General features: G+C 61.6%; 19 protein-coding genes and 1 pseudogene. 9 read left to right on the forward strand and 11 right to left on the reverse strand.

The features are described from left to right. Positions 1–6 precede the first annotated feature (6 nt). Positions 7–534: an Lrp/AsnC family transcriptional regulator gene (locus BG60_RS00895; protein ID WP_034470108.1), complete on the reverse strand. Its 528-nt coding sequence runs from the start codon at positions 532–534 to the stop codon at positions 7–9. A 152-nt stretch (positions 535–686) separates the two neighbouring features. On the opposite strand from BG60_RS00895, the gene BG60_RS00900 reads away from it, so the two are divergent. After that, on the forward strand, positions 687–1,703 hold the full coding sequence (locus BG60_RS00900; protein ID WP_008346198.1) for a 1-aminocyclopropane-1-carboxylate deaminase: 1,017 nt from the start codon (positions 687–689) through the stop codon (positions 1,701–1,703). Here BG60_RS00900 and BG60_RS00905 read toward each other — a convergent pair. The 3 genes from BG60_RS00905 to ppnP form a co-directional block, all read right to left on the reverse strand. Next, positions 1,700–2,569, reverse strand: a complete 870-nt coding sequence (locus tag BG60_RS00905) for a nucleotidyl transferase AbiEii/AbiGii toxin family protein (protein ID WP_033536896.1) — start codon at positions 2,567–2,569, stop codon at positions 1,700–1,702. The two genes, BG60_RS00900 and BG60_RS00905, sit on opposite strands and share 4 nt — an antisense overlap. Beyond that, positions 2,547–3,563, reverse strand: a complete 1,017-nt coding sequence (locus tag BG60_RS00910) for a type IV toxin-antitoxin system AbiEi family antitoxin (protein ID WP_034470111.1) — start codon at positions 3,561–3,563, stop codon at positions 2,547–2,549. The genes BG60_RS00905 and BG60_RS00910 overlap by 23 nt, the downstream gene beginning before the upstream one ends. Before the next feature lie 146 nt (positions 3,564–3,709). Next, positions 3,710–4,030 carry a pyrimidine/purine nucleoside phosphorylase gene (gene ppnP, locus BG60_RS00915; RefSeq protein ID WP_008346204.1) on the reverse strand — a complete coding sequence of 107 codons (321 nt, stop codon included), beginning with the start codon at positions 4,028–4,030 and terminating at the stop codon, positions 3,710–3,712. A gap of 356 nt (positions 4,031–4,386) precedes the next feature. On the opposite strand from ppnP, the gene BG60_RS00925 reads away from it, so the two are divergent. Further along, positions 4,387–4,824 carry a YqaA family protein gene (locus BG60_RS00925; RefSeq protein WP_008346207.1) on the forward strand — a complete coding sequence of 146 codons (438 nt, stop codon included), beginning with the start codon at positions 4,387–4,389 and terminating at the stop codon, positions 4,822–4,824. A 127-nt stretch (positions 4,825–4,951) separates the two neighbouring features. Here BG60_RS00925 and BG60_RS00930 read toward each other — a convergent pair whose 3' ends face one another. Further along, positions 4,952–5,806 (reverse strand): class II aldolase/adducin family protein, encoded by an 855-nt coding sequence (locus tag BG60_RS00930; RefSeq protein WP_008346210.1) that lies wholly within the window; start codon positions 5,804–5,806, stop codon positions 4,952–4,954. 774 nt (positions 5,807–6,580) lie between these two features. Here BG60_RS00930 and BG60_RS00935 point away from each other — a divergent pair. Continuing rightward, positions 6,581–7,312: a Crp/Fnr family transcriptional regulator gene (locus tag BG60_RS00935; protein WP_008346211.1), complete on the forward strand. Its 732-nt coding sequence runs from the start codon at positions 6,581–6,583 to the stop codon at positions 7,310–7,312. A gap of 728 nt (positions 7,313–8,040) precedes the next feature. On the opposite strand, the gene BG60_RS00940 is transcribed toward BG60_RS00935, so the two are convergent. The 6 genes and pseudogenes from BG60_RS00940 to BG60_RS00965 form a co-directional block, all read right to left on the reverse strand. Continuing rightward, complete coding sequence (locus tag BG60_RS00940) at positions 8,041–8,859, reverse strand: ABC transporter permease (protein ID WP_008346213.1); 819 nt, start codon at positions 8,857–8,859, stop codon at positions 8,041–8,043. Between the two features lie 14 nt (positions 8,860–8,873). After that, complete coding sequence (locus BG60_RS00945) at positions 8,874–10,127, reverse strand: ABC transporter permease (protein ID WP_034470112.1); 1,254 nt, start codon at positions 10,125–10,127, stop codon at positions 8,874–8,876. Between the two features lie 26 nt (positions 10,128–10,153). Continuing rightward, positions 10,154–11,200 (reverse strand): ABC transporter substrate-binding protein, encoded by a 1,047-nt coding sequence (locus BG60_RS00950; RefSeq protein WP_008346216.1) that lies wholly within the window; start codon positions 11,198–11,200, stop codon positions 10,154–10,156. 1 nt (position 11,201) lies between these two features. Next, positions 11,202–12,383, reverse strand: a complete 1,182-nt coding sequence (locus BG60_RS00955; protein WP_008346218.1) for an ABC transporter ATP-binding protein — start codon at positions 12,381–12,383, stop codon at positions 11,202–11,204. Positions 12,384–12,402: 19 nt separating this feature from the next. Further along, a pseudogene (locus tag BG60_RS00960) lies at positions 12,403–13,533 on the reverse strand (aromatic ring-hydroxylating oxygenase subunit alpha). Between the two features lie 154 nt (positions 13,534–13,687). After that, positions 13,688–14,614 (reverse strand): LysR family transcriptional regulator, encoded by a 927-nt coding sequence (locus BG60_RS00965; protein ID WP_008346221.1) that lies wholly within the window; start codon positions 14,612–14,614, stop codon positions 13,688–13,690. A gap of 175 nt (positions 14,615–14,789) precedes the next feature. Between BG60_RS00965 and BG60_RS00970 the strand changes: the two genes are divergently transcribed. The 6 genes from BG60_RS00970 (at position 14,790) to BG60_RS00995 (ending at position 21,507) form a co-directional block, all read left to right on the forward strand. Beyond that, entirely contained in the window at positions 14,790–16,130 is a 1,341-nt protein-coding gene (locus tag BG60_RS00970) for a flavin-containing monooxygenase (RefSeq protein ID WP_008346223.1), read from the forward strand. Between the two features lie 31 nt (positions 16,131–16,161). Beyond that, positions 16,162–16,605 carry a RidA family protein gene (locus BG60_RS00975; protein WP_008346225.1) on the forward strand — a complete coding sequence of 148 codons (444 nt, stop codon included), beginning with the start codon at positions 16,162–16,164 and terminating at the stop codon, positions 16,603–16,605. After that, a complete protein-coding gene (locus BG60_RS00980) occupies positions 16,602–17,279 on the forward strand; it encodes a DUF1028 domain-containing protein (protein ID WP_008346226.1) in 678 nt (225 codons plus the stop codon). Before BG60_RS00975 ends, BG60_RS00980 begins: the two co-directional genes overlap by 4 nt. Then, the gene (gene argE / locus BG60_RS00985; RefSeq protein ID WP_034470115.1) at positions 17,272–18,435 is read left to right on the forward strand and encodes an acetylornithine deacetylase; all 1,164 of its coding nucleotides are present in this window, start codon (positions 17,272–17,274) and stop codon (positions 18,433–18,435) included. Before BG60_RS00980 ends, argE begins: the two co-directional genes overlap by 8 nt. Positions 18,436–18,512: 77 nt before the next feature. Further along, the gene (locus tag BG60_RS00990) at positions 18,513–19,934 is read left to right on the forward strand and encodes a purine-cytosine permease family protein (protein WP_008346231.1); all 1,422 of its coding nucleotides are present in this window, start codon (positions 18,513–18,515) and stop codon (positions 19,932–19,934) included. 241 nt (positions 19,935–20,175) lie between these two features. Continuing rightward, positions 20,176–21,507: an epoxide hydrolase family protein gene (locus BG60_RS00995; protein WP_008346232.1), complete on the forward strand. Its 1,332-nt coding sequence runs from the start codon at positions 20,176–20,178 to the stop codon at positions 21,505–21,507. Positions 21,508–21,686: the final 179 nt, after the last annotated feature.

Raw genomic sequence — 21,686 nt, forward strand, 5'->3', positions numbered from 1 at the left:
CCGACGCTACACCGCCCGCGTTCCCGCCGATTCGCCGATTGGAAACGCCGTCGTCGAAAGCACCTCACGCAACACGACGAACGTGCGGATCTGCCGCACGCCCGGCAGATAGAGCAGCTTTTCGGCGTGGAGCCGGTTGAAGCTTTCGCTGTCGCGCGTGCGGATCAGCATGAAGAAGTCGAATTCGCCGGTCACGACGTGGCATTCCATGCAGCCGGGCACTTTCTGCGCGGCTTTCTCGAAGGCGTCGAAGGAATCGGGCGTCGAGCGGTCGAGGATCACGCCGATCAAGACGAGCATGCCGGCATCGAGCGCTTTCGGATCGAGCAGCGCGACGGTCGCGCGGATCAGCCCCGCTTCGCGCAGCCGCTCGACGCGCCGCTGACACGCGGGCGGACTCAGATTGACCTTCTCCGCGAGCGCGACGTTCGAGATCGACGCATCGCGCTGCAACTGACGCAGGATCGCGCGATCGACGCGATCGGTCTGGACGCTTGCCGGATGCGGGTTTGGAGCGGATGCGATTTTTTTCATTGCTTCAATGGGCTCTTGTGCGAAATAAAAGTTAGCGAACAGCGTCTCGCGTCCAAAAACGTTAGGCCGAACGGCATTTTTTCGCAACCCGATCCGTCGCGAGAATCTCTACGATTCTGTCCATGCAGTCCCACCATCACGAGGATGCCGACATGAATCTGCAACGTTTTCCCCGCTATCCGCTCACGTTCGGACCGACGCCCATTCAGCCGCTCAAGCGCCTGTCCGCGCATCTCGGCGGCAAGGTCGAGTTGTATGCGAAGCGCGAGGACTGCAACAGCGGCCTCGCGTTTGGCGGCAACAAGACGCGCAAGCTCGAATATCTGATTCCCGAGGCGATCGCCGAAGGCTGCGACACGCTGGTTTCCATCGGCGGCGTGCAGTCGAATCAGACGCGCCAGGTCGCCGCGGTCGCGGCGCATCTCGGCATGAAGTGCGTGCTCGTGCAGGAAAACTGGGTCAATTACTCCGATGCCGTCTATGACCGCGTCGGCAATATCCAGATGTCGCGGATGATGGGCGCGGACGTGCGCCTCGTCGCCGATGGCTTCGATATCGGCATCCGCAAAAGCTGGCAGGACGCGATGGAAAGCGTGCGCGCGGCGGGCGGCAAGCCGTTTCCGGTGCCGGCGGGTTGCTCGGAGCATCCGCTAGGCGGCCTCGGTTTCGTCGGCTTCGCGGAGGAAGTGCGCGCGCAGGAAGCGGAGCTGGGCTTCAAGTTCGACTACATCGTCGTGTGCTCGGTGACGGGCAGCACGCAGGCGGGCATGGTGGTCGGCTTCGCGGCGGATGGGCGCGCGCGGCGCGTGATCGGCATCGATGCATCGGCGAAACCGGAGCAGACGCACGAGCAGATTCTGCGGATCGCGAAGCACACAGCGGAACTCGTCGATCTCGGCCAGGACATCACGCGCGACGACGTGATTCTCGATACGCGCTTCGGCGGCCCCGAATACGGCCTGCCGAACGAAGGCACGCTCGAGGCGATCCGTCTGTGCGCGCGGCTCGAAGGCGTGCTGACCGATCCCGTCTACGAAGGCAAATCGATGGACGGCATGATCCAGATGGTGCGCAACGGCGAATTCCCCGAAGGCTCGAAAGTGCTCTACGCGCATCTCGGCGGGGTGCCCGCGCTCAACGCGTACAGCTATCTGTTTCGCAACGGCTAGAACGCGCTGCGGAATGCGTCGAACAATGCGGCGACGCGTTCCGACGTATCCGCTTCGAAGACTGGCATGCGCGAGCCGAGCATGTGCGTGAGGATCGGCGGCGCGGGATCGCCGGGGCGCAGGATCGCGAGAATCTGCGCGCGGAGGTTTTCATCGACGAGCGCGGCCGTGTCGCGGCCGAGAAGCGCCGCGCCCGCGATATCCGGATCGTGTCCGTGGCGCTCGACGAGATCGAAGGCATCGGCATAAAGACGATCGAGGTTGCCGGCTTGGGCGTAACGCGCCATCAGAAAGAGCAGGTCGATCGCGTCCTTGCGGTCGGCGGCGTGCCGGTCTTGCCACGCGATGATCTTCAGCATCGCCTGCGCGGGCAGCGAAGCGACCGGCACGACGAGATCGCGCGTGACGCGCACGGCGAGCGCCGCATCGAGCGCCTGGCGAAAACCCGCGACGTTCATCCGCACCGAACCATCCGGCGGCCACGCGATTTCGCCGTGCGCGTCCTGCACGCCGCCGAAGGGCACGATATCGAGCCACGTGCGCTCGCCGGTCTGCGGCGCGTTGAAATTCAGCCGATGCGCCGAGCCTTTCGGCGCGGTGAAATGCCCCGACGCGACGAGCGCTTGCCGCAGCGCGTCGTGGCCGGTCCAGCTTTGAATCGAGATGCCGATATCGACGTCGGCGGTGGCGCGCGTCGCCTCGATGTCGTGGACGTGCGTGAGCAGGATGTCGCGCGCGCTCGCGCCGCCGACGAACCACGCGATGTTCGTCGCGTGCGACGCGGCGACGACTTCGCGCAGCATCGCGGAAAAGACGCCGGCGAGCGGGCGATGCGGCAGCAGTTCAAGCGGCAAGATAGCGTTCACGCAGCATCCTGGCGGTTTCGAGATTGCGCGGGTCGCCGCTCGCGACGAGATCCGCATAGACGATGAGCGGCGCGACGACGTTCGGCGGAAGACCATCGACGGGCGCGAGCGCCACGGGCGCGCGCAGGAATTCGACGTTTCCGGCGGGATCGGGCCGCAACCGCGCCGCCTTGATCCATTCGCGCGGCGCGGCGTCGGCGCAATACGCGGTGACGGTCGCGGGCTTCAGGTATTCCGTGAGTATCGCTGCGGCCGGCTCGCCGCCGAACTGGCATTGACCCGGCAGGCCGGGCACGTCGCGCCACCAGTCGTTCGACTCCGCGCGATAACGCCCGATCAGCAGCGATTCGCGCAATTGCCGCGGATACAGCGTCACCCATTCGTCGATGAGCCGTTCCTTGTCGGCGATTTGCAGGCCGGCGCCGTCAGGCCGCTCGAATACATCGCGATGATCGATGAGCGCCCGCACCGCGTTTTGCACCGTGCCGTGGCTCACGCCCGCGTGTTGCGCGATATCGCGATAGCCCCGTTGCAGCAGCGCGGGCGTGATGAGCAGGGCGGCCGTGACGCGCAACGTCGACTTCGTCCAGGTTTTCGAGCGGCGCGCCTTGCCGTGCGCGACGCGCGGACGGCCCGACACGATCACGACGACGCCATCGCCTTCGATGACGCTCGCGTTGCCGGCGAGATCGAGGGCATCGACGTTCAGATCGCGGCAGGCGCGGATCATGTCGGGTGAGAGATGCGCGGTAACGAGCGCGGGTTTCGCGCCGCCGTTCTGCGCGACCGAGGCGCTGAACGCGGATAACGCGCTGAACCGGTCGATGTTTTCCCGCACGATGACAGGGCGCTTGAAGCGCGCGCCGCCGACGCGGAATTCGATGGCGGCGTCGTAGCCGCCGCGCGCGGGTGGTTTGACGCTGCGTGCGGCGAAGCCGGTCGCCTCCGTGAAAGCGGCTGCGGCGGCTTGGGAGAGTTGGTCGGTGGGTGGCATCGGCGGGTTGGGCGTCCAATTTTGGTCAGTGTACACGAAACGTGGACAGACATAAAAGTTAGACGGAGTTCGTCTTGCCGAAATCCACTCTAAGAATCATGAGGTGCGGAATCCCTACCCGACACCGCATTTCCCCTTCACGCCAATCAAAGATAACTACAAACGTAATCCAGCGTTTCCGTCACGTCGATATCGAATCGGCTTTTGCCCGGCACCGAGAACGATTCGCCCGCCTTATACGTCTTCCACTCATCGCTGCCGTCGAGCCGAATACGGCACTGGCCTGCCTGCACCTCCATGAGTTCGGGCGCGTCGGTGCCGAAGTTGAGCGTGCCCGGCAGGATCACGCCGAGCGTTTTCCTGGTGCCATCGGCGAAGAGAACCGTGTGCGACACGCACTTGCCGTCGAAGTAGACATTGGCGCGTTTGATGACGGAAACCTGATCGAATTGCGTTGCGGCGGTCATGATGATGGTCCTTTGGACGGTTGCGAGGGATGGTCCGCCATCATACAAAAAAGGCGATGCGACTCACATCGCATCGCCTGTTTCGAGCCAGCAGGAACAATCAGCGATTCACGAGCCGTTTCGGCATCAGGATCCAATGCAACCGCATGTGGAGGCAAGACAGTCGCGAGAGCGTTTCAGGTATAAACCGCGATTGTCAGAGTTCCAAAACCGATACGATAGAATCGCGAACCAACTTCTGCTCGCGTTGGCAACGTTAGCGATCTTTCGCTTCATCTATTTATTCGCCGATCAATAGCTAGTTCGGACAGACCCATGGCAATAGCGATTCGAGGCGCTGGCATGCCCTTCAAGACATGCTGACGCTGTCGGCATACGGAGGATTGTTTCTTGCCGCATTCGGCGCAGCCACCCTTCTGCCTCTTCAATCGGAGGCTGTGCTTGTGGGCTTGCTGCTGAGTAAAAGCTATTCAACTGCAACGTTGATACTGGTCGCGACGATCGGCAACGTGTTGGGTTCACTGGTCAATTGGGTTTTGGGGCGATACATCGAGCGCTTCAAGAGCCGCCGCTGGTTTCCAGTGTCAGACGAGAAATTGGACCGCGCGCAGCGCATGTATCAACGTTTAGGGAAATGGTCGCTCTTGCTTAGTTGGGCGCCCGTCATTGGTGATCCTCTTACTCTCCTGGCTGGGGTGATGCGTGAGCCTCTTCTGCCATTCGTCGCGTTGGTCACGGTTGCGAAGCTCGGACGTTACCTTGTCTTGGCGGCTGTGACGATGCGATTGATCTAGATCGGTCGGCATCTTCAGATGTGTCCGCGCGCTGATACCCAGGCGACGCCGGGAACGCTTGTCTCGACGTAGTCATGGGGAATCGCCTCGCCTTTCTCCGAAGGCGAGGGGCTGCAACATAATGGAATCAGTCGAACATGTCGGGCTGCGTGGCGACGAGATCATTCCAGATCGTCTGGAAGTGCAGCCAGCCGATGTAGTCGCTGCCCACATGCTCCCGGCTATAGCGCGCGCGGTCTTCGGGCACGAGCTTGGGCGTGATGCCGGTCGCTTCGATCATCAGTTGTTGCTGGCAGCAACGCTCGAGCGCGATGAACCAGAACGCCGCCGAATCGATGCTGTGACGGCTCGCCGTGAGTAGGCCATGATTCTGATGGATCGCGGCCTTCACGCCCTTGAACGCATTCGCGACCTTGTTGCCGCCCTTCACTTCGACGGCGACCTTGCCGGCTTCATCGCCGATCACGACGTGGTCTTCGAAGAACGCGCACGCGTCCTGCGACATCGGGATGAGCGGCTTGCCGAGCGCCGCGAAGGCGGTGCCGTAGACGGTATGCGCGTGGCACATCGCGACGATGTCCTGATGCTGCTCATGCACGGCCGCGTGCAGCACGAAGCCCGCGCGATTGACCGCGTAATCGCCTTCGACCACGTTGCCCTGATGATCCGCGCAGATCAGGTTAGACACCTTCACTTGCGCGAAGTGGACGGCCATCGGATTGGTCCAGTAAAGCGACGGATGCTCCGGATCGCGCACGGTGAGATGGCCCGCGAACCCGTAATCGAAGCCCTGCAGCGCGAAGGCGCGGCACGCGGCGACGAGGCGCTCCTTCAGGTACTGACGATGTTCCGCGTGGCTCGCAAACGTGGGCAGCTCGGGGAAGATCAAGCCTTGCTGCTCCGGCTGATAGATCGATACGCGGCCCTTGAGATCGATGGCCTGATCGGCGGTCTTTGCGGGGGTCTCCATGACGTCGCTCATCTTTTCGCTCCATGCGGATAGAAGTGGGTATGTCACGCATGGTGCCGGTAGCGATGCTTGCGCACAAACGAAGGTTGTTCAACGTGGCATGAGTCACATTCATGCGCCAAAGGTTTGAAGCGGCTGCCGAATTCGAAATTCACCGAGGTTTAGGCGATGCAACATTTTTCGCCGCGCCGCGAAACCGCGACGGTTCACGTCCGCATCCTGTGCCAAGCCTTTGAGAATCCCGCGGACGCCTGTCGCATAAGGCTTTCGCGCGACTCCGCATCGGGGCCTTAAAAACGACGCGCATCGCCGTTAACCACCTTTGCAACATTTTTAGCGTGCGGGCTGTTTCTGCTACGACAAGGCTTTCGAGCCTCCGATTGGCTTCGTTTCGCTAGATGAGCGCATCGGCGGAGCCTGCTCTGACAAGACATTCGCCAGACGAAAACGTTTGGCGTTCTGCCGCCATCGCCCGCGATCCGTCTGAAGGTCGCTTTTCACGGGTGAATCAATTTTCTTCGTACTTGAGCGCACGTTCTCCGCGCTTTGCGTGGGGAATCGCGCAAAGTCCTGTTGGTATAAGGATTGGCGTTCGCTGGCACACCTCTCGCTAATGTATGACCACGCACGAACATCGCTGCGGTATCAAACAAGAAGAAGCAGCGGGTTCGTACTACGGGGCTGGACGCAACAGGTTCGATGTATGCCATCAGATGCATGCGCGAATCCTGTTGCGAGCCAGAAGAAATCAAAAGCGCGAAGCGCAAACGCACGAGACTAAGAAAAATGTTGACACTTCAATCCGATCTGCACGGCAATCATCTGTTGGGCGCGCTTCCGGCGCAGGAATGGCAGGCTATCGCACCGCATCTCGAGCTGGTCCAGTTGCGCACGGAGCAGTTGTTGTGCGATTCCGGGCAGCGCATTCACCACGTGTATTTCCCGACTACGGCGATCATTTCGCTGCTGCATACGATGGAAGACGGCGGTTCCGTTGAAGTCGCGGCGGTGGGACGTGAGGGAATGTCGGGGGTTCCGGTGCTGACGGGCGGCGACACGATGCCGACGCGCGTGCAGGTGCAATGTGCGGGCTTTGCGTATCGCATGAGCGCGGGTGCGTTGCGTGAGCACTTCGGCCGTTCCGACTTTCTGCGCCGCGTGATGTTGCTGTACATGCAAGCCCTGCTGACGCAAGTGGCGCAGACGGCCGCGTGTAATCGTCATCACTCGCTGTCGAAGCAACTGTGCCGTTGGTTGCTGATTCAGACGGATCGCACGCCGTCGGATCAACTGCGTGTGACGCAGCAGATGATCGCCGATATGCTCGGCGTGCGCCGTGAAGGTGTGACGGAGGCGGCTGGCAAGCTGCACGATGCGGGGCTGATTCATCACAGCCGTGGGTGTATCAAGATTCTCGATCGTGCGGGACTCGAGGAGCGGGCTTGTGAGTGCTATGGCATCGTTAAGCGCGAGTTTGATCGGATGTTGCCGCGGCGTGCGGCCGAGGCGTTGGCTTAAGCTGTTTTTGGTTCTGTCGCTGGATCCCGTTTTCTTAGTGATCTATCGGCACTGCCCCTGTGCGGGGCGGCAGTCACTTTCTTTGCCGTCGACCAGAGTTAGCGCTTTAGTGCTTACTCTGGTCCTGTGCAAAGAAAGCAACCAAAGAAAGCAGCTTTTCAGGCCCGCGGTCACACGCACGTTGGGTAATTCTCTCGTCGCGGATGGCACTCGCCTAAAGAGTGCCCTCATCACAATAACGGGGCTTGGATCGCGCACGGTCTGACGAGCTAGGTTTCCAAGGACACTGGTTCAGCCCGAAAGAGCTTCGGCACAGCGCTACGCGCTGCCTCCGGGTAAGCAAGGGAAACCAAGGGGGCGGCGATTGCAGTGAGATGGAGACGTTAGTAGAGAAGCACGCGCGGACCCGATTGACCGGTCGGCCGCGAAGCGGGCCGGAGCTATTTGGTGCTGAACCCGTTTGTTATGTGGTGCGATGTGGCAGACCGTGCGCGAGCCAATCCCGGTTGGGCCTATGAGGGCACTCTTTTAGGCGAGTGCCGCCTAGGACGAGAGAACTACCCAAATTGCGTGTGACCGCGGGCATCAGTAGCTGCTTTCTTTGCTTACTTTCTTTGCAGCAGCAAAGAAAGTGAGTGCCGCCCCGCACAGGGGCAGTGCCAATAGACCGACGCGAAAGCGGGATCCGGCGAAAGCGAAAGCACGGCGAACAGAGGGCGATTCAAACTTCAAACAAGAGCCCGACTAGCCCGCCCCCGCAACCAATTGATGCTGGCAAAGAGCAGAACAGCAAACACGATCAGCATCGTAGCAACAGCAAGAATGGAAGGATCGATGGAATCGCGAATACCGCTCCACATCTGCCGCGGCACGGTTCGCTGATCCGGCCCGCCGATAAAGAGAATGACGATAACTTCATCGAACGAAGTAGCAAACGCGAACACGCTGCCGGTAGCCACAGCCGGCGTAATGAGCGGCAAGGTCACGCGCCGGAAGGCGATCCACGGCGTCGCCCCGAGCCCCGACGCAGCACGCAAGAGACTTTGATCGAAGGACAACAACGACGCCGTCACGGTAATCACGACAAAGGGCGTGCCAAGCGCCGCATGCGCGAAGATCACACCGGGATAAGAGTTGACGAGCCCGAGCGGCGCAAAGATCAGATAGAAGCCGGCCGCGACAACGACAATCGGCACGATCATCGGCGAAATGATGATCGGCATGATGACCGAGCGCAGCGGAAACTGCGAACGCGAAAGGCCGAGCGCTGCAAGCGTGCCGAGACACGTCGCGATCAACGTCGACGCCGCACCAATGCCGATGCTGTTCAAAAGCGAGCGCTGCCAGTCGGGACTCGTGAGCGCCTGCTCATACCAGCGCAACGAAAACCCCTGCAACGGATAAGAAAAGTAGGATCCCGAATTGAACGACAAAGGGATGATCGCAAGAATCGGCGCGACGAGAAAGAACAGCACGAGCGCGGTATGCACGCGCACCCATCGGGAAGCGATGCGTTCGGTCAGCACCCTGTTGCGTGATTCCGTCATGGAAGAATGGCCCCTTAACCGAAGCGCAACCGGTCGATGCCGACGATGCGGTTGAACAGGAAATAGAAGATCGCGGTGAAGATCACGAGGTACGCCGAGAGCGCGCCCGCAAGCCCCCAATTGAGCTGCGTATTCGTCTGCAGCGCGATGAGCTGACTGATCATTTCATCGCCAGCGCCGCCGAGCAGCGCGGGCGTGATGTAGTAGCCGAGCGCGAGCACGAAAGCGAGAAAGCATCCCGCGCCGACACCCGGCAACGTCTGCGGTATGTACACGCGCACGAACGCGGTGAACGGATGCGCGCCGAGCGATTGCGCCGCGCGCAGATAGACCGGCGACACGCCTTTCATCACCGAGAAGATCGCCAGAATCATGTACGGCAGCAACACATGCGTCATGCCGATCAACACGCCCGTGCGATTGAAGATGAGCGGCAGCGGATGCGTCGCGAGACCGAGTCCCGTCAAGAGGCCATTGATGACACCGCCCGGCTGCAGCAACACATACCACGCAGTCGTGCGTACGAGCAGCGACGTCCAGAACGGCACGATCACGAAAAGCATTAGGCGGTTGCTGCTTTGCGTCGGCAGATTCGCGAGCAGCCATGCGACCGGATAACCGAGCACGAGGCACAGCAGCGTGACGGACGCGCTGATCGATATCGTGCGCAGAAACGCCTGTCGATACACCGACGAGTTATCCGCCACGAACGCGACGTTGCCTTGCGGCGTCACTTGCGCATCGACGGCGGCAAGCAGATAGTCCGGCGTCGGCGACGTGGCCGCGCGTTTCAACAGACGCCAGATCTCCGGCGAATTCCAACGTTCATCCATGTCGATCAAAACCGGCTTCCACGCGGGCGGCGTCTCCTCGCGCACGCTGCGCGCGGTCCGCATCAGCAAGCTGCGAAACTCGGGCTGCGCGAAGTTGAGCCTGCGCGCGACGGTGCCGAGTTGCCCGTTCTGTTGCGCATCCTTCAGGCCCGAGGCGAGCAGCGCGAACAGATGTTCATCGGGCACGCCGCGGCCGTCCCAGGCATCGAGAGCACGAGTGAGCGCCGGCATGCTGTCCGGCACCTCCTTGTTCTCGACACTGCGCGCAAGCAGCATCGCGATTGGCGCGATGAACGTCGACAGCAAAAACACGATCAGCGGCAAGGCAAGCAACAACGCCTGCACCGATGCGCGGCGGCGCGCTCTTTGATACGAGGCGCGGCCATCGGCTCTCGTCGGAGAACCGGCGGCGTGCGCGTGAATCGATGCAGGCATGTCGTTACTCTCATCCATGAACAGCGTTATTGCGTGAGCCAGACCTGGAAGCGCTTGTTGATCTGATCTGCGTTGTCGGCCCAAAAGTTCGCGTTGATCTGCACCGCGCGCTTGAAGTTATCCGGCGCGGTCGGCATGTCGGCGAGTCGCTGCTTGTCGACGAGCGCGACCGCATCCTTACGCGGCGGCGCATACGCGATGTACTTCGAGAGATCCGCCGATGCCTTCGGCTGCGCTTGCGACACGATGAACTTCGCCGCGGTATCGGCTTGCTTCGCGCCCGTCGGAATAGCCCACCACTCGAAGTCGTAGACTTGCGCGTCCCACACGGCCTTGAACGGCTTGTTGTCTTTCTTCGCGGCGTCGTCGATGCGGCCGTTGTAGGCCTGCACCATCACGACCGCGCCATCGGCGAGCAGTTGCGGCGCCTGCGCGCCCGATTCCCACCACACGATGTTCTTCTTGATCGTGTCGAGCTTCTTGAACGCGCGATCGACGCCGGCGGGCGTGCCGAGCACCTTGTAGACATCTTTCGGGTCGACGCCATCGGCGATCAGCGCCCATTCCATCGACACCTTCGGCGACTTGCGCAGGCCGCGCTTGCCGGGGTATTTCTGCAAATCGAAGAAGTCGTTGACAGTGGTCGGCGCGGTCTTCAGCTTGCTCGCGTCGTAGGCATAGACCGTGGACCACACCATGCTCGCAACCGCGCAATCGCTGATCGAGCCGGGGATGAAGTCGCTCGTCTTGCCGAGCATCTTCTTGTCGAACTTCTGCAGCAGGCCTTCATCGCATGCGGTGATCGCGTCGTTGGTTTCCAGATCGATGAGATCCCACGTCGTGTTCTTCGCCTGCTCCATCGCGGAGAGCTTGGCGAGGCCGCCGTCATACGATTCGGTCGAGAAGTTCACGCCCGTTGCCTGCGTGAACGGTTCGAACCAGGCTTTCTTGGCGGCGGCTTCGAACGCGCCGCCGAACGTCACGACGGAGAGTGTCTCCGCCGCCTGTGTCGAGATAGTTGCAAATGCAAATACTGCGAGTGCGGCGCATTGTGCTTTGATGTGATTGCGCATGTCAGTTGGCTCCTGCGGGTGCGGTCGGGATGAGAGAAGGTGAGGGCGGTGTGCTCGGGGCAATCGCGGGCGCGTTTTTTGGCGCCATCATCGCGAGAATCTTGCAGTCGTCGTGACGCCACGCGATATCGATCGTGCTGCCTGCGCAGGGCAATGCGTGACGCTGGGTATTGGGCACTTTGACGACGATGGACTCGCGCGAGCCGAGCTTCAGATGCACGCGATGATGATCGCCGCAGTACACGAGCTCCTCGACGCGTGCGCGCACGACGTTGCTGTGCTCGTCCGCGTGCGCGTCTTCCGTGCCGGGAATGTGCGCGCGTTCGGGGCGCAGCGCGAGCATCGCTTCATCGCCGGCGCGCAGGCCGTGCTCGCAGCGTCCGCGAATGACGCTGCCGTCCGATAGCGCCAGCGTCGCCCATTCGCCGTTCGCACTGGCGACGCGCCCCGTGAGCCCGTTGTTCTCGCCGACGAAGTTCGCAACGAACGCGTTCTGCGCGTTCTCGTAAAGCTCGCTCGGCGTCGCGGCCTGCTGGATGCGGCCATCGGAAAAGACGGCGACCCGGTCCGACATCGTCAGCGCTTCGGCCTGATCGTGCGTCACGTAGACGATCGTCAGCGAAAGCTCGCGGTGCAGCCGCATGATTTCGTATTGCATCGTTTCGCGCAGGCGCTTGTCGAGTGCGCCGAGCGGCTCGTCCATCAGCACGACGCTCGGCTCGAACACGAGCGCGCGTGCGAGCGCGACGCGCTGCTGCTGCCCGCCGGAAAGCTGTGAGGGTCGCCGGCTCGCGAGATGGGGCAACTCGATCATCTCCAGCGCGCGCTTCACGCGCGTCTTCTGCTCGGCGCGGCTCACGCGTCGCACGGAAAGCGGAAAAGCGACGTTCTCCGCGATCGTCAGATGCGGAAAGAGCGCGTAGTTCTGAAAGACCATGCCGATGTCGCGCTGATGCGGCGGCTTGTCGTCGAGACGCCTGCCGTCGAGACGAATCTCGCCTTGCGTCGGCGTTTCGAAGCCCGCGAGCATCATCAGCGTCGTCGTTTTACCCGAGCCGGACGGACCGAGCAGCGAAAGAAATTCTCCCTTGCGCACGTCGAGGTTCAAATCCTCCACGACGTAATGGGCGCCGTCATACGATTTGCTCACGCCGGAGAAGGAGATGAAGGAAGGGGCTGACATCGTGTTCGTGTCCTGTCTTTCAGTGCTGTGCGAGCTTCGTCGCGATATAGCGCGCAAAGTCGAAATTGGGCCGTTCAAGGTGGCTCAGATTTCCGGGCTTCGCGAGCGGCGCATGCACGCCGCGAAACACCGCTTCCACGCCGCGCCTGTCTTCCGCGTTCACTTCGTCGAGCAGCTTCTTCAATGTCGACATATGCGCGTTCGCTTCCGCGTCGGCGATGAATTCAGGCGCGAGACCGCCGCCGAAGCGGATATGCACTTGCCCGACGCCGCGCGGCTGCAACACGAGATACCAGAAATAGCCGGGCGTAAGCGTGACGAGATGCGTCGGATAGATCGCGAGCAGTGCGGTCGTCTTGCGCCAATGACCCGTTAAACGCGGGTTATCCGGATGAGCATTGCCAATGGGCAAGCTCGCTTCCTTCGTGATCCAGTGATAGTTGAACGCGGGATAACCCGGTGGACATTCCATCTCTTAGAGCTTCGAATGCGGCCCTACGGTCGCGCGATGCAGCATTGGCAAGTGATAACTTTCCATGAAGTTTTCGGCGAGGATCTTCCAGTTGGTATCCCACACATGCTCTTCATAGAAAGTTTCGATGTAGTCCGTCATGCCATACGCGCCGATCAATTCGCTCAGTTCGGCTAGCTGCGTTGCGACGGGCGGCGCGCTTTCATCGAGCGTCACATAGATCCAGCCTTGCCATTCCTCGCAGCGCACGGCGGGCAGCCTATAACTTTCCTTGCAGAAGCCTTCTTGCCGGTCCATGAGCGGCGCGCCCTTCAATTCGCCGTCGAGTCCATAACTCCACGCGTGATACGGGCACACGATGCGCCGCTTGTTGCCGCGCCCTTCCAGCAGCACCGACATGCGATGCAGGCACACATTCGACATCGCCTTGAGCTGCATCTGCTCGTCGCGCAATACGACGATCGGCTGCGCGCCGATCTGCGCCGTCAGGTAATCGCCGGGTTCCTTCAACGCGCTCGCGCGGCCGACGCATTGCCATTCATGCGCGAAGATCTCGCGCTCTTCGAGTGACAGGAAGTCGGGCGATGTATAGACGCCAGGCGGCATGGCGTGCGCATCGCTGAATGGTCGTTCGCAATTCGACCGTAACTGGTCGATGAGCGTGTCCACTGCGATCATGAAGCCCTCCTTGTCTCAACTCGTGAGAGCGCGCTGGCGCGGGCTTTGACCGCATTGCGCTCGACATGGACATCAATCTATCAAGCCAAATTGCCAGCCAAAATATTGTTTTCGGATACAAAGCAAAGCTTTTATCTATGCAGCGCCGATAACTTCACGTATCGATATGCAGTCGCCTAATATAGTTCTCGCAGAACGACGAGAAGCGATGCACCACTTGCCGCGGACGCATTGTGCGCGATTGCGCGATGCCTAACGTAGTCGCGTTGACGTTGTCCTTGAAGCGCTTAATCACGAAGTCCTCGCCATCCACCGTGCGATTCGACTTCAGCGGAAAGTTGAGGATGCTATAGCCGAGGCCGTTCGCCACCATGCCACGCACGACTTCCGGTTGCGATGACCGGAACGCGGGCACGGGACGGCTGCCGACCGCATCGAAGAGCGCGGCGAAATACTCGCGGCTATGCGGCAGATCGAGCATCACGTAAGGCTCCGATTGCAAATCGGCGAGCGATACCTTGCGCGCTCGCGCAAGCCGATGCGTCTTCGGCAAGATCGCATAAGGCGGCAACGAAAGCAGCGGCGTGAACGCGATGTCCTCGGTCAAGTCCAGACTATAGGTGAGGGCGATATCGAGCGAACCGTCATGCAGGCCGCGCAACAAGCCGTCCTGATGCGCTTCGACCGTGCGAAACGAAATGCCCGCGTGCCCCGCCGTGAAGCGGCTGATGAGTCCCGGCATCAAAGGCGGTGCGAGCGACACGAGACAGCCGAGCGCGATGGAGCCGGTCATGCCGCCATCCATTTCTTTCGCGGCCATTTGCAGTTCTTCCGCGATCTTCAGCAGATTGCGCGCTTGCCCGAGCAGATCGCGGCCGGCCTGCGTGAGCGACAGACCGCTCGCATGATGGCGAATGAATAGCTGCACGCCGAACGATGCTTCGAGATCGGCGAGGGCGGTCGATATCGACGGTTGCGAAATATGCAGTTTTTTCGCGGCGGCGGTGAAGGACAAGGCTTCGGCAGCGACCACGAAGTAGCGCAATTGCCGCAGCGAATAGCGCAAGGGATGGCTTTCCATCGATGACATTCCGGAAATGGAGCTTCGATGAGCCGCATTGTGAAGTGCTCAAAATTCATTGCATAGCCAAATCCGATGCCGTGCATTTCTTAAATATATTTTTCGGATTCGATCGGGACGCGTAGATTTTCACGAAGACATCACGGATACAACGGCCTTTCAGAAGGACATAGCCATGACAGTGGAAACAACGTCTATCGACACGCTCGTGGTCGGCGCGGGCCAGGCAGGCGTCGCGATGAGCGAACACCTGAGCAAGCTCGGCGTGCCGCATCTCGTGCTGGAACGCGATCGCATCGCCGAACGCTGGCGCACGGGCAGGTGGGATTCGCTCGTCGCCAATGGTCCCGCATGGCACGATCGTTTCCCTAATCTCGAGTTCGCGGATTTCGACCCCAATGGTTTCGCATCGAAAGATCAGGTCGCGGAATACTTCGTCGAGTACGCGAAGAAATTCGATGCGCCCATTCGCACCGGCGTCGAAGTGAAGAAGGTCGTGCGCAATGCGGGGCGGCCGGGCTTTACCGTCGATACATCCGACGGAACCATCGAAGCGAATCGCGTGGTCGTCGCGACGGGTCCGTTTCAGCGCCCCGTGATTCCGCCGATCGCGCCGTCGTCCGCAAAGCTCACGCAGATCCATTCCGCCGACTATCGCAATCCGCAGCAACTGCCCGAAGGCGGCGTGCTCGTCGTGGGCGCGGGATCGTCGGGCGTGCAGATCGCCGATGAATTGCAGCGCGCGGGCCGGCGCGTGTATCTGTCGGTCGGCGCGCACGATCGTCCGCCGCGCGGATATCGCGGACGCGATTTCTGCTGGTGGCTCGGCGTGCTCGGCGAATGGGACGCGGAAGTGATGAAGCCGGGCCGCGAGCATGTGACCATTGCCGTGAGCGGCGCGCGCGGCGGCCATACGGTGGACTTCAGGCGCCTCGCGCATCAGGGCATCACGCTCGTCGGTCTGACGAAATCGTTCGACGATACGCGCGTGAGCTTCGAAGCCGATCTCGCGGATAACATCCGTCGCGGCGACGAGAACTATTTGTCATTGCTCGATGCCGCCGATGCCTATGCGCAACGCAACGGCCTCGATCTGCCCGAGGAGCCCGAAGCGCGCCATATTCCCGCCGACCCGGAATGCATGACGCATCCGCTTCTCGAACTCGATCTCGCGCAAGCGGGTGTTACGTCGATCATCTGGGCGACCGGTTATGCCGTCGATTTCAACTGGCTGCAAGTCGATGCATTCGATGACAAAGGCAAGCCGAAACATCAACGTGGCGTCGCCAAAGAACCGGGCATCTATTTTCTCGGCTTGCCGTGGCTTTCGCGGCGCGGCTCCGCGTTCATCTGGGGCGTGTGGCACGACGCGAAACATATCGCCGATCACATCGTCACGCAGCGCAAATACCTCGCTTATTACGACGCGCCGCAACGTGCTGTCGAGACGAAGCGCGAAGAAGGCGTGACCGATGCATCGCGCGTCCACAAGGTCAGCGAGATGGGCGTCAACTGATCAGAAACTATCCGGAATCAAGGTGCATTCGATGAGCCAACCTACGCATACCCGTATCCGCATGTTCAACACGAAGGATACGTACCCGAATCAGACCCTCGATAACGACCTCTGCCAGGCCGTTCGCGCGGGCAATACCGTTTATGTGCGCGGTCAGATCGGCACGGACTTCGACGGCAATCTCGTCGGTCTCGGCGATCCGCGCGCGCAGGCCGAGCAGGCGATGAAGAACGTGAAGCAGTTGCTCGAAGAAGCGGGCAGCGATCTCTCGCATATCGTCAAGACGACGACTTATCTCACCGATGTGCGCTTTCGCGAGCCGGTGTATCGCGAAGTCGGCAAATGGCTGAAGGGCGTGTTTCCGATTTCGACGGGCCTTACCGTCGTCGCGCTCGGACAACCCGAATGGCTGATGGAGATCGATGTGATCGCCGTCATCCCCGATGGATGGACGCCGCCCCAGGAGCGCGCATGACATTCTCGATCGTCGGACGATGTGAAGAGACCGGGCAGCTCGGCATCGCGATCAGTTCGTCGAGCATCGCGGTGGGCGCGCGCTGTCCGTGGGTGCGCGCGGGCGTGGGCGTCGTCGCGACGCAGAACGTCACGCTGCCCGCGCTCGGTCCGCAAATTCTCGATTACATCGAAAGCGCCAAGCTCGATGCGAACGCCGCACTCGAACGCGCGTTGAGCGCGAACGAATGGAGCGAGTATCGGCAGGTGACGGTCGTCGATGCGCAAGGCCACACCGCGTTCTTCAGCGGCAAGCAAGCGCTCGGCACGTATCACGCGGTCGCGGGCAGGCAATGCGTCGCGGCGGGCAACATGCTCGCGGGCGTGCATGTCATCGAAGCGATGATTCCCGCATTCGAGAACGCATCGGGCCAGCTTGCGGATCGTCTGCTTGCCGCGATGCATGCGGCGATCGCGGCGGGCGGCGAAGCGGGGCCGGTGCATTCGGCGGCGCTGAAGATCGCGGGCGAGCAAAGCTGGCCGCTCGTCGATCTGCGCGTCGACTGGGCCGATGACGATCCCATCGGCAAGCTCGATGACCTGTGGCATGCGTACGAGCCGCAGATGCAGGACTACGTGACGCGCGCATTGAACCCGACCGCTGCGCCGAGCTACGGAGTGCCGGGCGATGAGTGACACGACGAGCCGCGATCTGCTCGACAAGCTGATTAGTTTCGCGACCGTCAGCCGCGATTCGAATCTCGCGCTGATCGAGTTCGTTCGCGATTACCTCGCGCAGTTCGACATCGAAAGCGAGCTGTTCTACAACGCGGAGCGCACGAAGGCGAATCTGTTCGCGACGATCGGACCGCGCGATCGCGGCGGCATCGTGCTCTCGGGGCATACGGATGTCGTGCCGGTCGATGGCCAGCCGTGGACCGTCGATCCATTCCGTCTCACGGAAAAAGATGGACGGCTCTATGGCCGCGGCACAGCCGACATGAAGGGCTTTCTCGCGTCGGTGCTGGCCGCCGTGCCGATGTTGATCGAGCGCGAACTGAGATTGCCCGTGCATCTGGCGTTTTCATACGACGAGGAAGTCGGATGCCTCGGCGTGCGGCCGATGCTCGCGCAACTGGAGAAGCGCGCGCACAAGCCCGTTCTGTGTCTGATCGGCGAGCCGACATCGTTGAAGCCGGTGCTCGGTCACAAGGGCAAGCTCGCGATGCGTTGTCAGGTGAAAGGCGCGCCTTGTCATTCCGCCTATGCGCCGTATGGCGTGAACGCGATTCAATATGCAGCGCGCCTCATCAATCGGCTTGAAGAAATCGGCGAACGGCTGGCGCAGCTCGAGCATCACGACGAGCGCTTCGATCCGCCGTATTCGACCGTGCAGACGGGCGTCATCAAGGGCGGTCGTGCGCTCAACATCGTGCCGGCCGAATGCGAATTCGACTTCGAAGTGCGCGCGCTTCCCGGCTTCGAAGCGAGCACGGTCGCCAAGGATTTGCAGGCGTACGCACAAGCCGAACTGCTGCCGAAGATGCGCGCCATTGAACCCGAGACAGACGTTCGCCTCGAAGCGCTATCCGCGTATCCCGGACTCGCGACATCGCCCGAAAGCGAAGCGGCGCGTCTCGTCGCGCTCTTGAGCGGATCGTCGGAATTCGGCACGGTGGCGTTCGGCACGGAAGGCGGACTCTTCGATCAGGCAGGCATTCCGACTGTCGTATGCGGTCCCGGCAGCATGGATCAGGGACACAAGCCCGATGAGTACGTAACCCTCGAACAACTCCACGATTGCGACGCGATGCTGATACGCCTCGCCGATCATCTTTCGACCACAGCCTGATTTCTCACACGCCGCAGGCGATACGGGCGCGATGCGCGGCAGGGCATCGCTTTGCCGCGCACAAACTGGAGACGACTTTGACTAGTGCATCACGCAACGCTTCTCCGTTGATCGAGAAGCACACCATCGGCTATGTGCCGCCCGAGGATCGTCACGGCAAAGTGCGCGACCTGTTCACGCTATGGTTCGGCGGCAATATCGCGCCCTTGCCGATCGTGACGGGCGCGCTCGGCGTGCAGATCTTTCATCTGAACCTGCTGTGGGGCATCGTTGCGATCGTCGTCGGACAGGCGGTCGGCGGCGTGCTGATGGCGTTGCATTCCGCGCAAGGGCCGCAAATGGGCATTCCGCAGATGATCCAGAGCCGCGCGCAGTTCGGATCGTGGGGCGCGTTGCTCGTGACCGTCATCGCGGGCGTGATGTACGTGGGCTTCTTCGCGTCGAACATCGTGCTCGCGGGGAAGTCGCTGCATGGCATCGAGACGTCGGTGTCGGTGCCCGTGGGCATCGTGATCGGCGCGCTGGGATCGGGACTGATCGGCATCATCGGATACAAGTTCATTCATATCCTGAACCGCATCGGGACGTGGGTCCTCGGCATCGGCATTTGCGTGGGCTTCGGCTACATCCTCACGCATGTCTCGACGGACGATTTCCTCACGCGCGGCGGCTTCAACTTCGCCGGCTGGCTCGCGACCGTATCGCTTTCCGCGCTGTGGCAGATCGCGTTCGCGCCTTACGTGTCCGACTATTCGCGCTATTTGCCGGCGACCGTGCGCGTCTCGTCGACGTTCTGGGCGACGTATCTCGGCTGCACGATCGGCTCGACGCTCGCCTTCGTGTTCGGCGCGGTCGCGGTGCTCGCGGTGCCGCCCGGCGCCGACGCGATGGATGCCGTGAAGCTCGCCACCGGACCGCTCGGCCTGCCGATGCTCGTGTTGTTCCTGTTGAGCGTCATCAGCCACAACGCGTTGAACCTGTATGGCGCGGTGCTCGCGGTGATCACGTCATTGCAGACGTTCGCGTATCGCTGGATTCCGACGGCGAAAGCGCGCGCCGTGTTGTCGGTCGCGATTCTCGTCGCGTGCTGCTATGGCGCGATCGGCGCATCGACGAACTTCGTCGCGAATCTCGTCGATCTCGTGCTTGCGCTGCTCGTCGTGCTGGTGCCGTGGACCGCGATCAATCTCATCGACTTCTATGTGATCCACAAAGGCAAGTACGACATCCAGTCGATCTTTCAGGTAGACGGCGGCATCTATGGACGATTCAATCCGCAGGCGTTGATCGCTTATGCGATCGGTATCGTCGTGCAGATTCCGTTCATGAACACGCCGATGTATGCGGGCGCGGTGCCCAAGTATCTCGACGGCGCGGATCTGTCGTGGATCGTTGGATTGCTGCTGACGTCGCCGGTTTATTACTGGCTTGCATCGCGCGATACGAGTTATCGGCGCAGACAGAACGGTGCGCGTGTGGCGTCGAACGTGGCGCGGTGATTCATAAGCGATGTCGGGCGGGACTCTTTCCCGCCCGACAATTCTGTTGTAACCCCGGCTGCATTTACGTCGAGTGTGCACATGCACATAATCGCGTCACCTGCTGCGAAAACCCTTCGCGGCGCATCGAGGCGGTGACGATCCCGGGCTTGCCGAACGGCGGCCTGCAAGTGCGGTTCAGTGATTCTGATTCGTTGCGGCACACATCGCTCCTCCTCGCACCCGCATTCAGGAGCTTGTCATGTCGAACGATCTTCCTCTCCGGACGGCTTCGCGCCGTCATTTCATCGGCGTCGCGGCGGCGAGCATCGCGGCGAGCGCATTGAGCCGCGTCGCATTCGCCGATTCGATCCAGAGCACGGCGGACATCGTGCAAGTGAAGAGCGGCGACAAGACCGCGATTCGCCCGCTTCGCGTCCACGCAACGGATGCGCAACTCGCCGATCTGAAGCGGCGCGTGCAGTCGACGCGCTGGCCCGAACGCGAAACCGTTGCCGATGCCTCGCAAGGCGTGCAACTCGCGACGATGCAGCAACTCGCGCGCCATTGGTCGACCGCTTACGACTGGCGCAAGGTCGAAGCGCGGATCAACGCGGTGCCGAACTTCGTCACCGAGATCGACGGACTCGACATCCACTTCATCCACGTTCGCTCGAAACATGCGAACGCGTTGCCGATGATCGTCACGCACGGCTGGCCCGGCTCGATCATCGAGCAACTGAAGATCATCGATCCGCTGACGAATCCGACCGCGCATGGCGGCAATGCATCGGATGCGTTCGATGTCGTGATTCCGTCGCTGCCCGGCTACGGATTTTCCGGCAAGCCGGCGACGACCGGCTGGGACCCGCAGCGCATCGCGCGCGCATGGATCGCGCTGATGCAGCGGCTCGGCTACACGCGCTATGTCGCGCAGGGCGGCGACTGGGGCAACGCGGTGACCGAGCAGATGGCGCTTATCGCGCCGCCGGAACTGATCGGCATGCACACGAACATGCCGGCGACGGTGCCGGACGATATCGCCAACGCGCTGAAGTACGGCAATCCCGCGCCCGCGGGTTTGGCCGGCGATGAAAAGCACGCGTTCGATCAACTCGATTACTTCTACAAACACGGCCTCGGCTACGCGCAGGAAATGGCGAATCGGCCGCAGACGCTGTATGGCATCGAGGATTCGCCGATCGGTCTCGCGGCATGGATGATCGATCACGACGCGGCGAGCCAGGCGCTGATCGCGCGTGTGTTCGACGGCCAGGCGGAGGGTCTCACGCGCGACGACATCCTCGACAACATCACACTTTATTGGCTGACGAACACGGGCGTTTCATCGGCGCGGCTGTACTGGGAAAACAAGCTCAACTTCTTCGCGCCGAAGCATGTTGCGATTCCGGTGGCGGTGAGCGTGTTTCCGGACGAGATCTATGCCGCGCCGCAAAGCTGGACGGAGAAGGCGTATCCGAAGCTGATTCACTACAACCGTCTGGCGAAAGGCGGGCATTTCGCGGCATGGGAGCAGCCGCAAGCCTTCACGGATGAAGTTCGCGCGGGCTTCCGTCCGCTGCGTTCGGCGTAAAGGCGGCGCATCACGTTCAGCGCGCGCATGGACGCGCGGCCGATGCATCGGGCGGAACCCTGTCACAATCGCAATCTCCGACGTTTCTCGACGATGCGCTCGGGAGTGCGATTGACCGGGCCGTCTCATCCGATTGCGGCGCGCGAGGTGCGCCGCGCGTGTTTCTCCATGACAAGGAG

It is taken from the genome of Caballeronia zhejiangensis (assembly GCF_000698575.1).
Taxonomy (GTDB): domain Bacteria; phylum Pseudomonadota; class Gammaproteobacteria; order Burkholderiales; family Burkholderiaceae; genus Caballeronia; species Caballeronia zhejiangensis.

Bases quoted from the DNA above. Each gene is read 5' to 3' on its own strand.
- BG60_RS00970 (WP_008346223.1), top strand. From the start codon at position 14,790: ATGACAGTGGAAACAACGTCTATCGACACGCTCGTGGTCGGCGCGGGC.
- BG60_RS00895 (WP_034470108.1), bottom strand. From the start codon at position 534: ATGAAAAAAATCGCATCCGCTCCAAACCCGCATCCGGCAAGCGTCCAG.
- BG60_RS00950 (WP_008346216.1), bottom strand. From the start codon at position 11,200: ATGCGCAATCACATCAAAGCACAATGCGCCGCACTCGCAGTATTTGCA.
- BG60_RS00930 (WP_008346210.1), bottom strand. From the start codon at position 5,806: ATGAGCGACGTCATGGAGACCCCCGCAAAGACCGCCGATCAGGCCATC.
- BG60_RS00935 (WP_008346211.1), top strand. From the start codon at position 6,581: ATGTTGACACTTCAATCCGATCTGCACGGCAATCATCTGTTGGGCGCG.
- BG60_RS00955 (WP_008346218.1), bottom strand. From the start codon at position 12,383: ATGTCAGCCCCTTCCTTCATCTCCTTCTCCGGCGTGAGCAAATCGTAT.
- argE (WP_034470115.1), top strand. From the start codon at position 17,272: ATGAGTGACACGACGAGCCGCGATCTGCTCGACAAGCTGATTAGTTTC.
- ppnP (WP_008346204.1), bottom strand. From the start codon at position 4,030: ATGACCGCCGCAACGCAATTCGATCAGGTTTCCGTCATCAAACGCGCC.
- BG60_RS00965 (WP_008346221.1), bottom strand. From the start codon at position 14,614: ATGGAAAGCCATCCCTTGCGCTATTCGCTGCGGCAATTGCGCTACTTC.
- BG60_RS00975 (WP_008346225.1), top strand. From the start codon at position 16,162: ATGAGCCAACCTACGCATACCCGTATCCGCATGTTCAACACGAAGGAT.
- BG60_RS00910 (WP_034470111.1), bottom strand. From the start codon at position 3,563: ATGCCACCCACCGACCAACTCTCCCAAGCCGCCGCAGCCGCTTTCACG.
- BG60_RS00940 (WP_008346213.1), bottom strand. From the start codon at position 8,859: ATGACGGAATCACGCAACAGGGTGCTGACCGAACGCATCGCTTCCCGA.
- BG60_RS00995 (WP_008346232.1), top strand. From the start codon at position 20,176: ATGTCGAACGATCTTCCTCTCCGGACGGCTTCGCGCCGTCATTTCATC.
- BG60_RS00900 (WP_008346198.1), top strand. From the start codon at position 687: ATGAATCTGCAACGTTTTCCCCGCTATCCGCTCACGTTCGGACCGACG.
- BG60_RS00980 (WP_008346226.1), top strand. From the start codon at position 16,602: ATGACATTCTCGATCGTCGGACGATGTGAAGAGACCGGGCAGCTCGGC.
- BG60_RS00925 (WP_008346207.1), top strand. From the start codon at position 4,387: ATGCTGACGCTGTCGGCATACGGAGGATTGTTTCTTGCCGCATTCGGC.
- BG60_RS00945 (WP_034470112.1), bottom strand. From the start codon at position 10,127: ATGCCTGCATCGATTCACGCGCACGCCGCCGGTTCTCCGACGAGAGCC.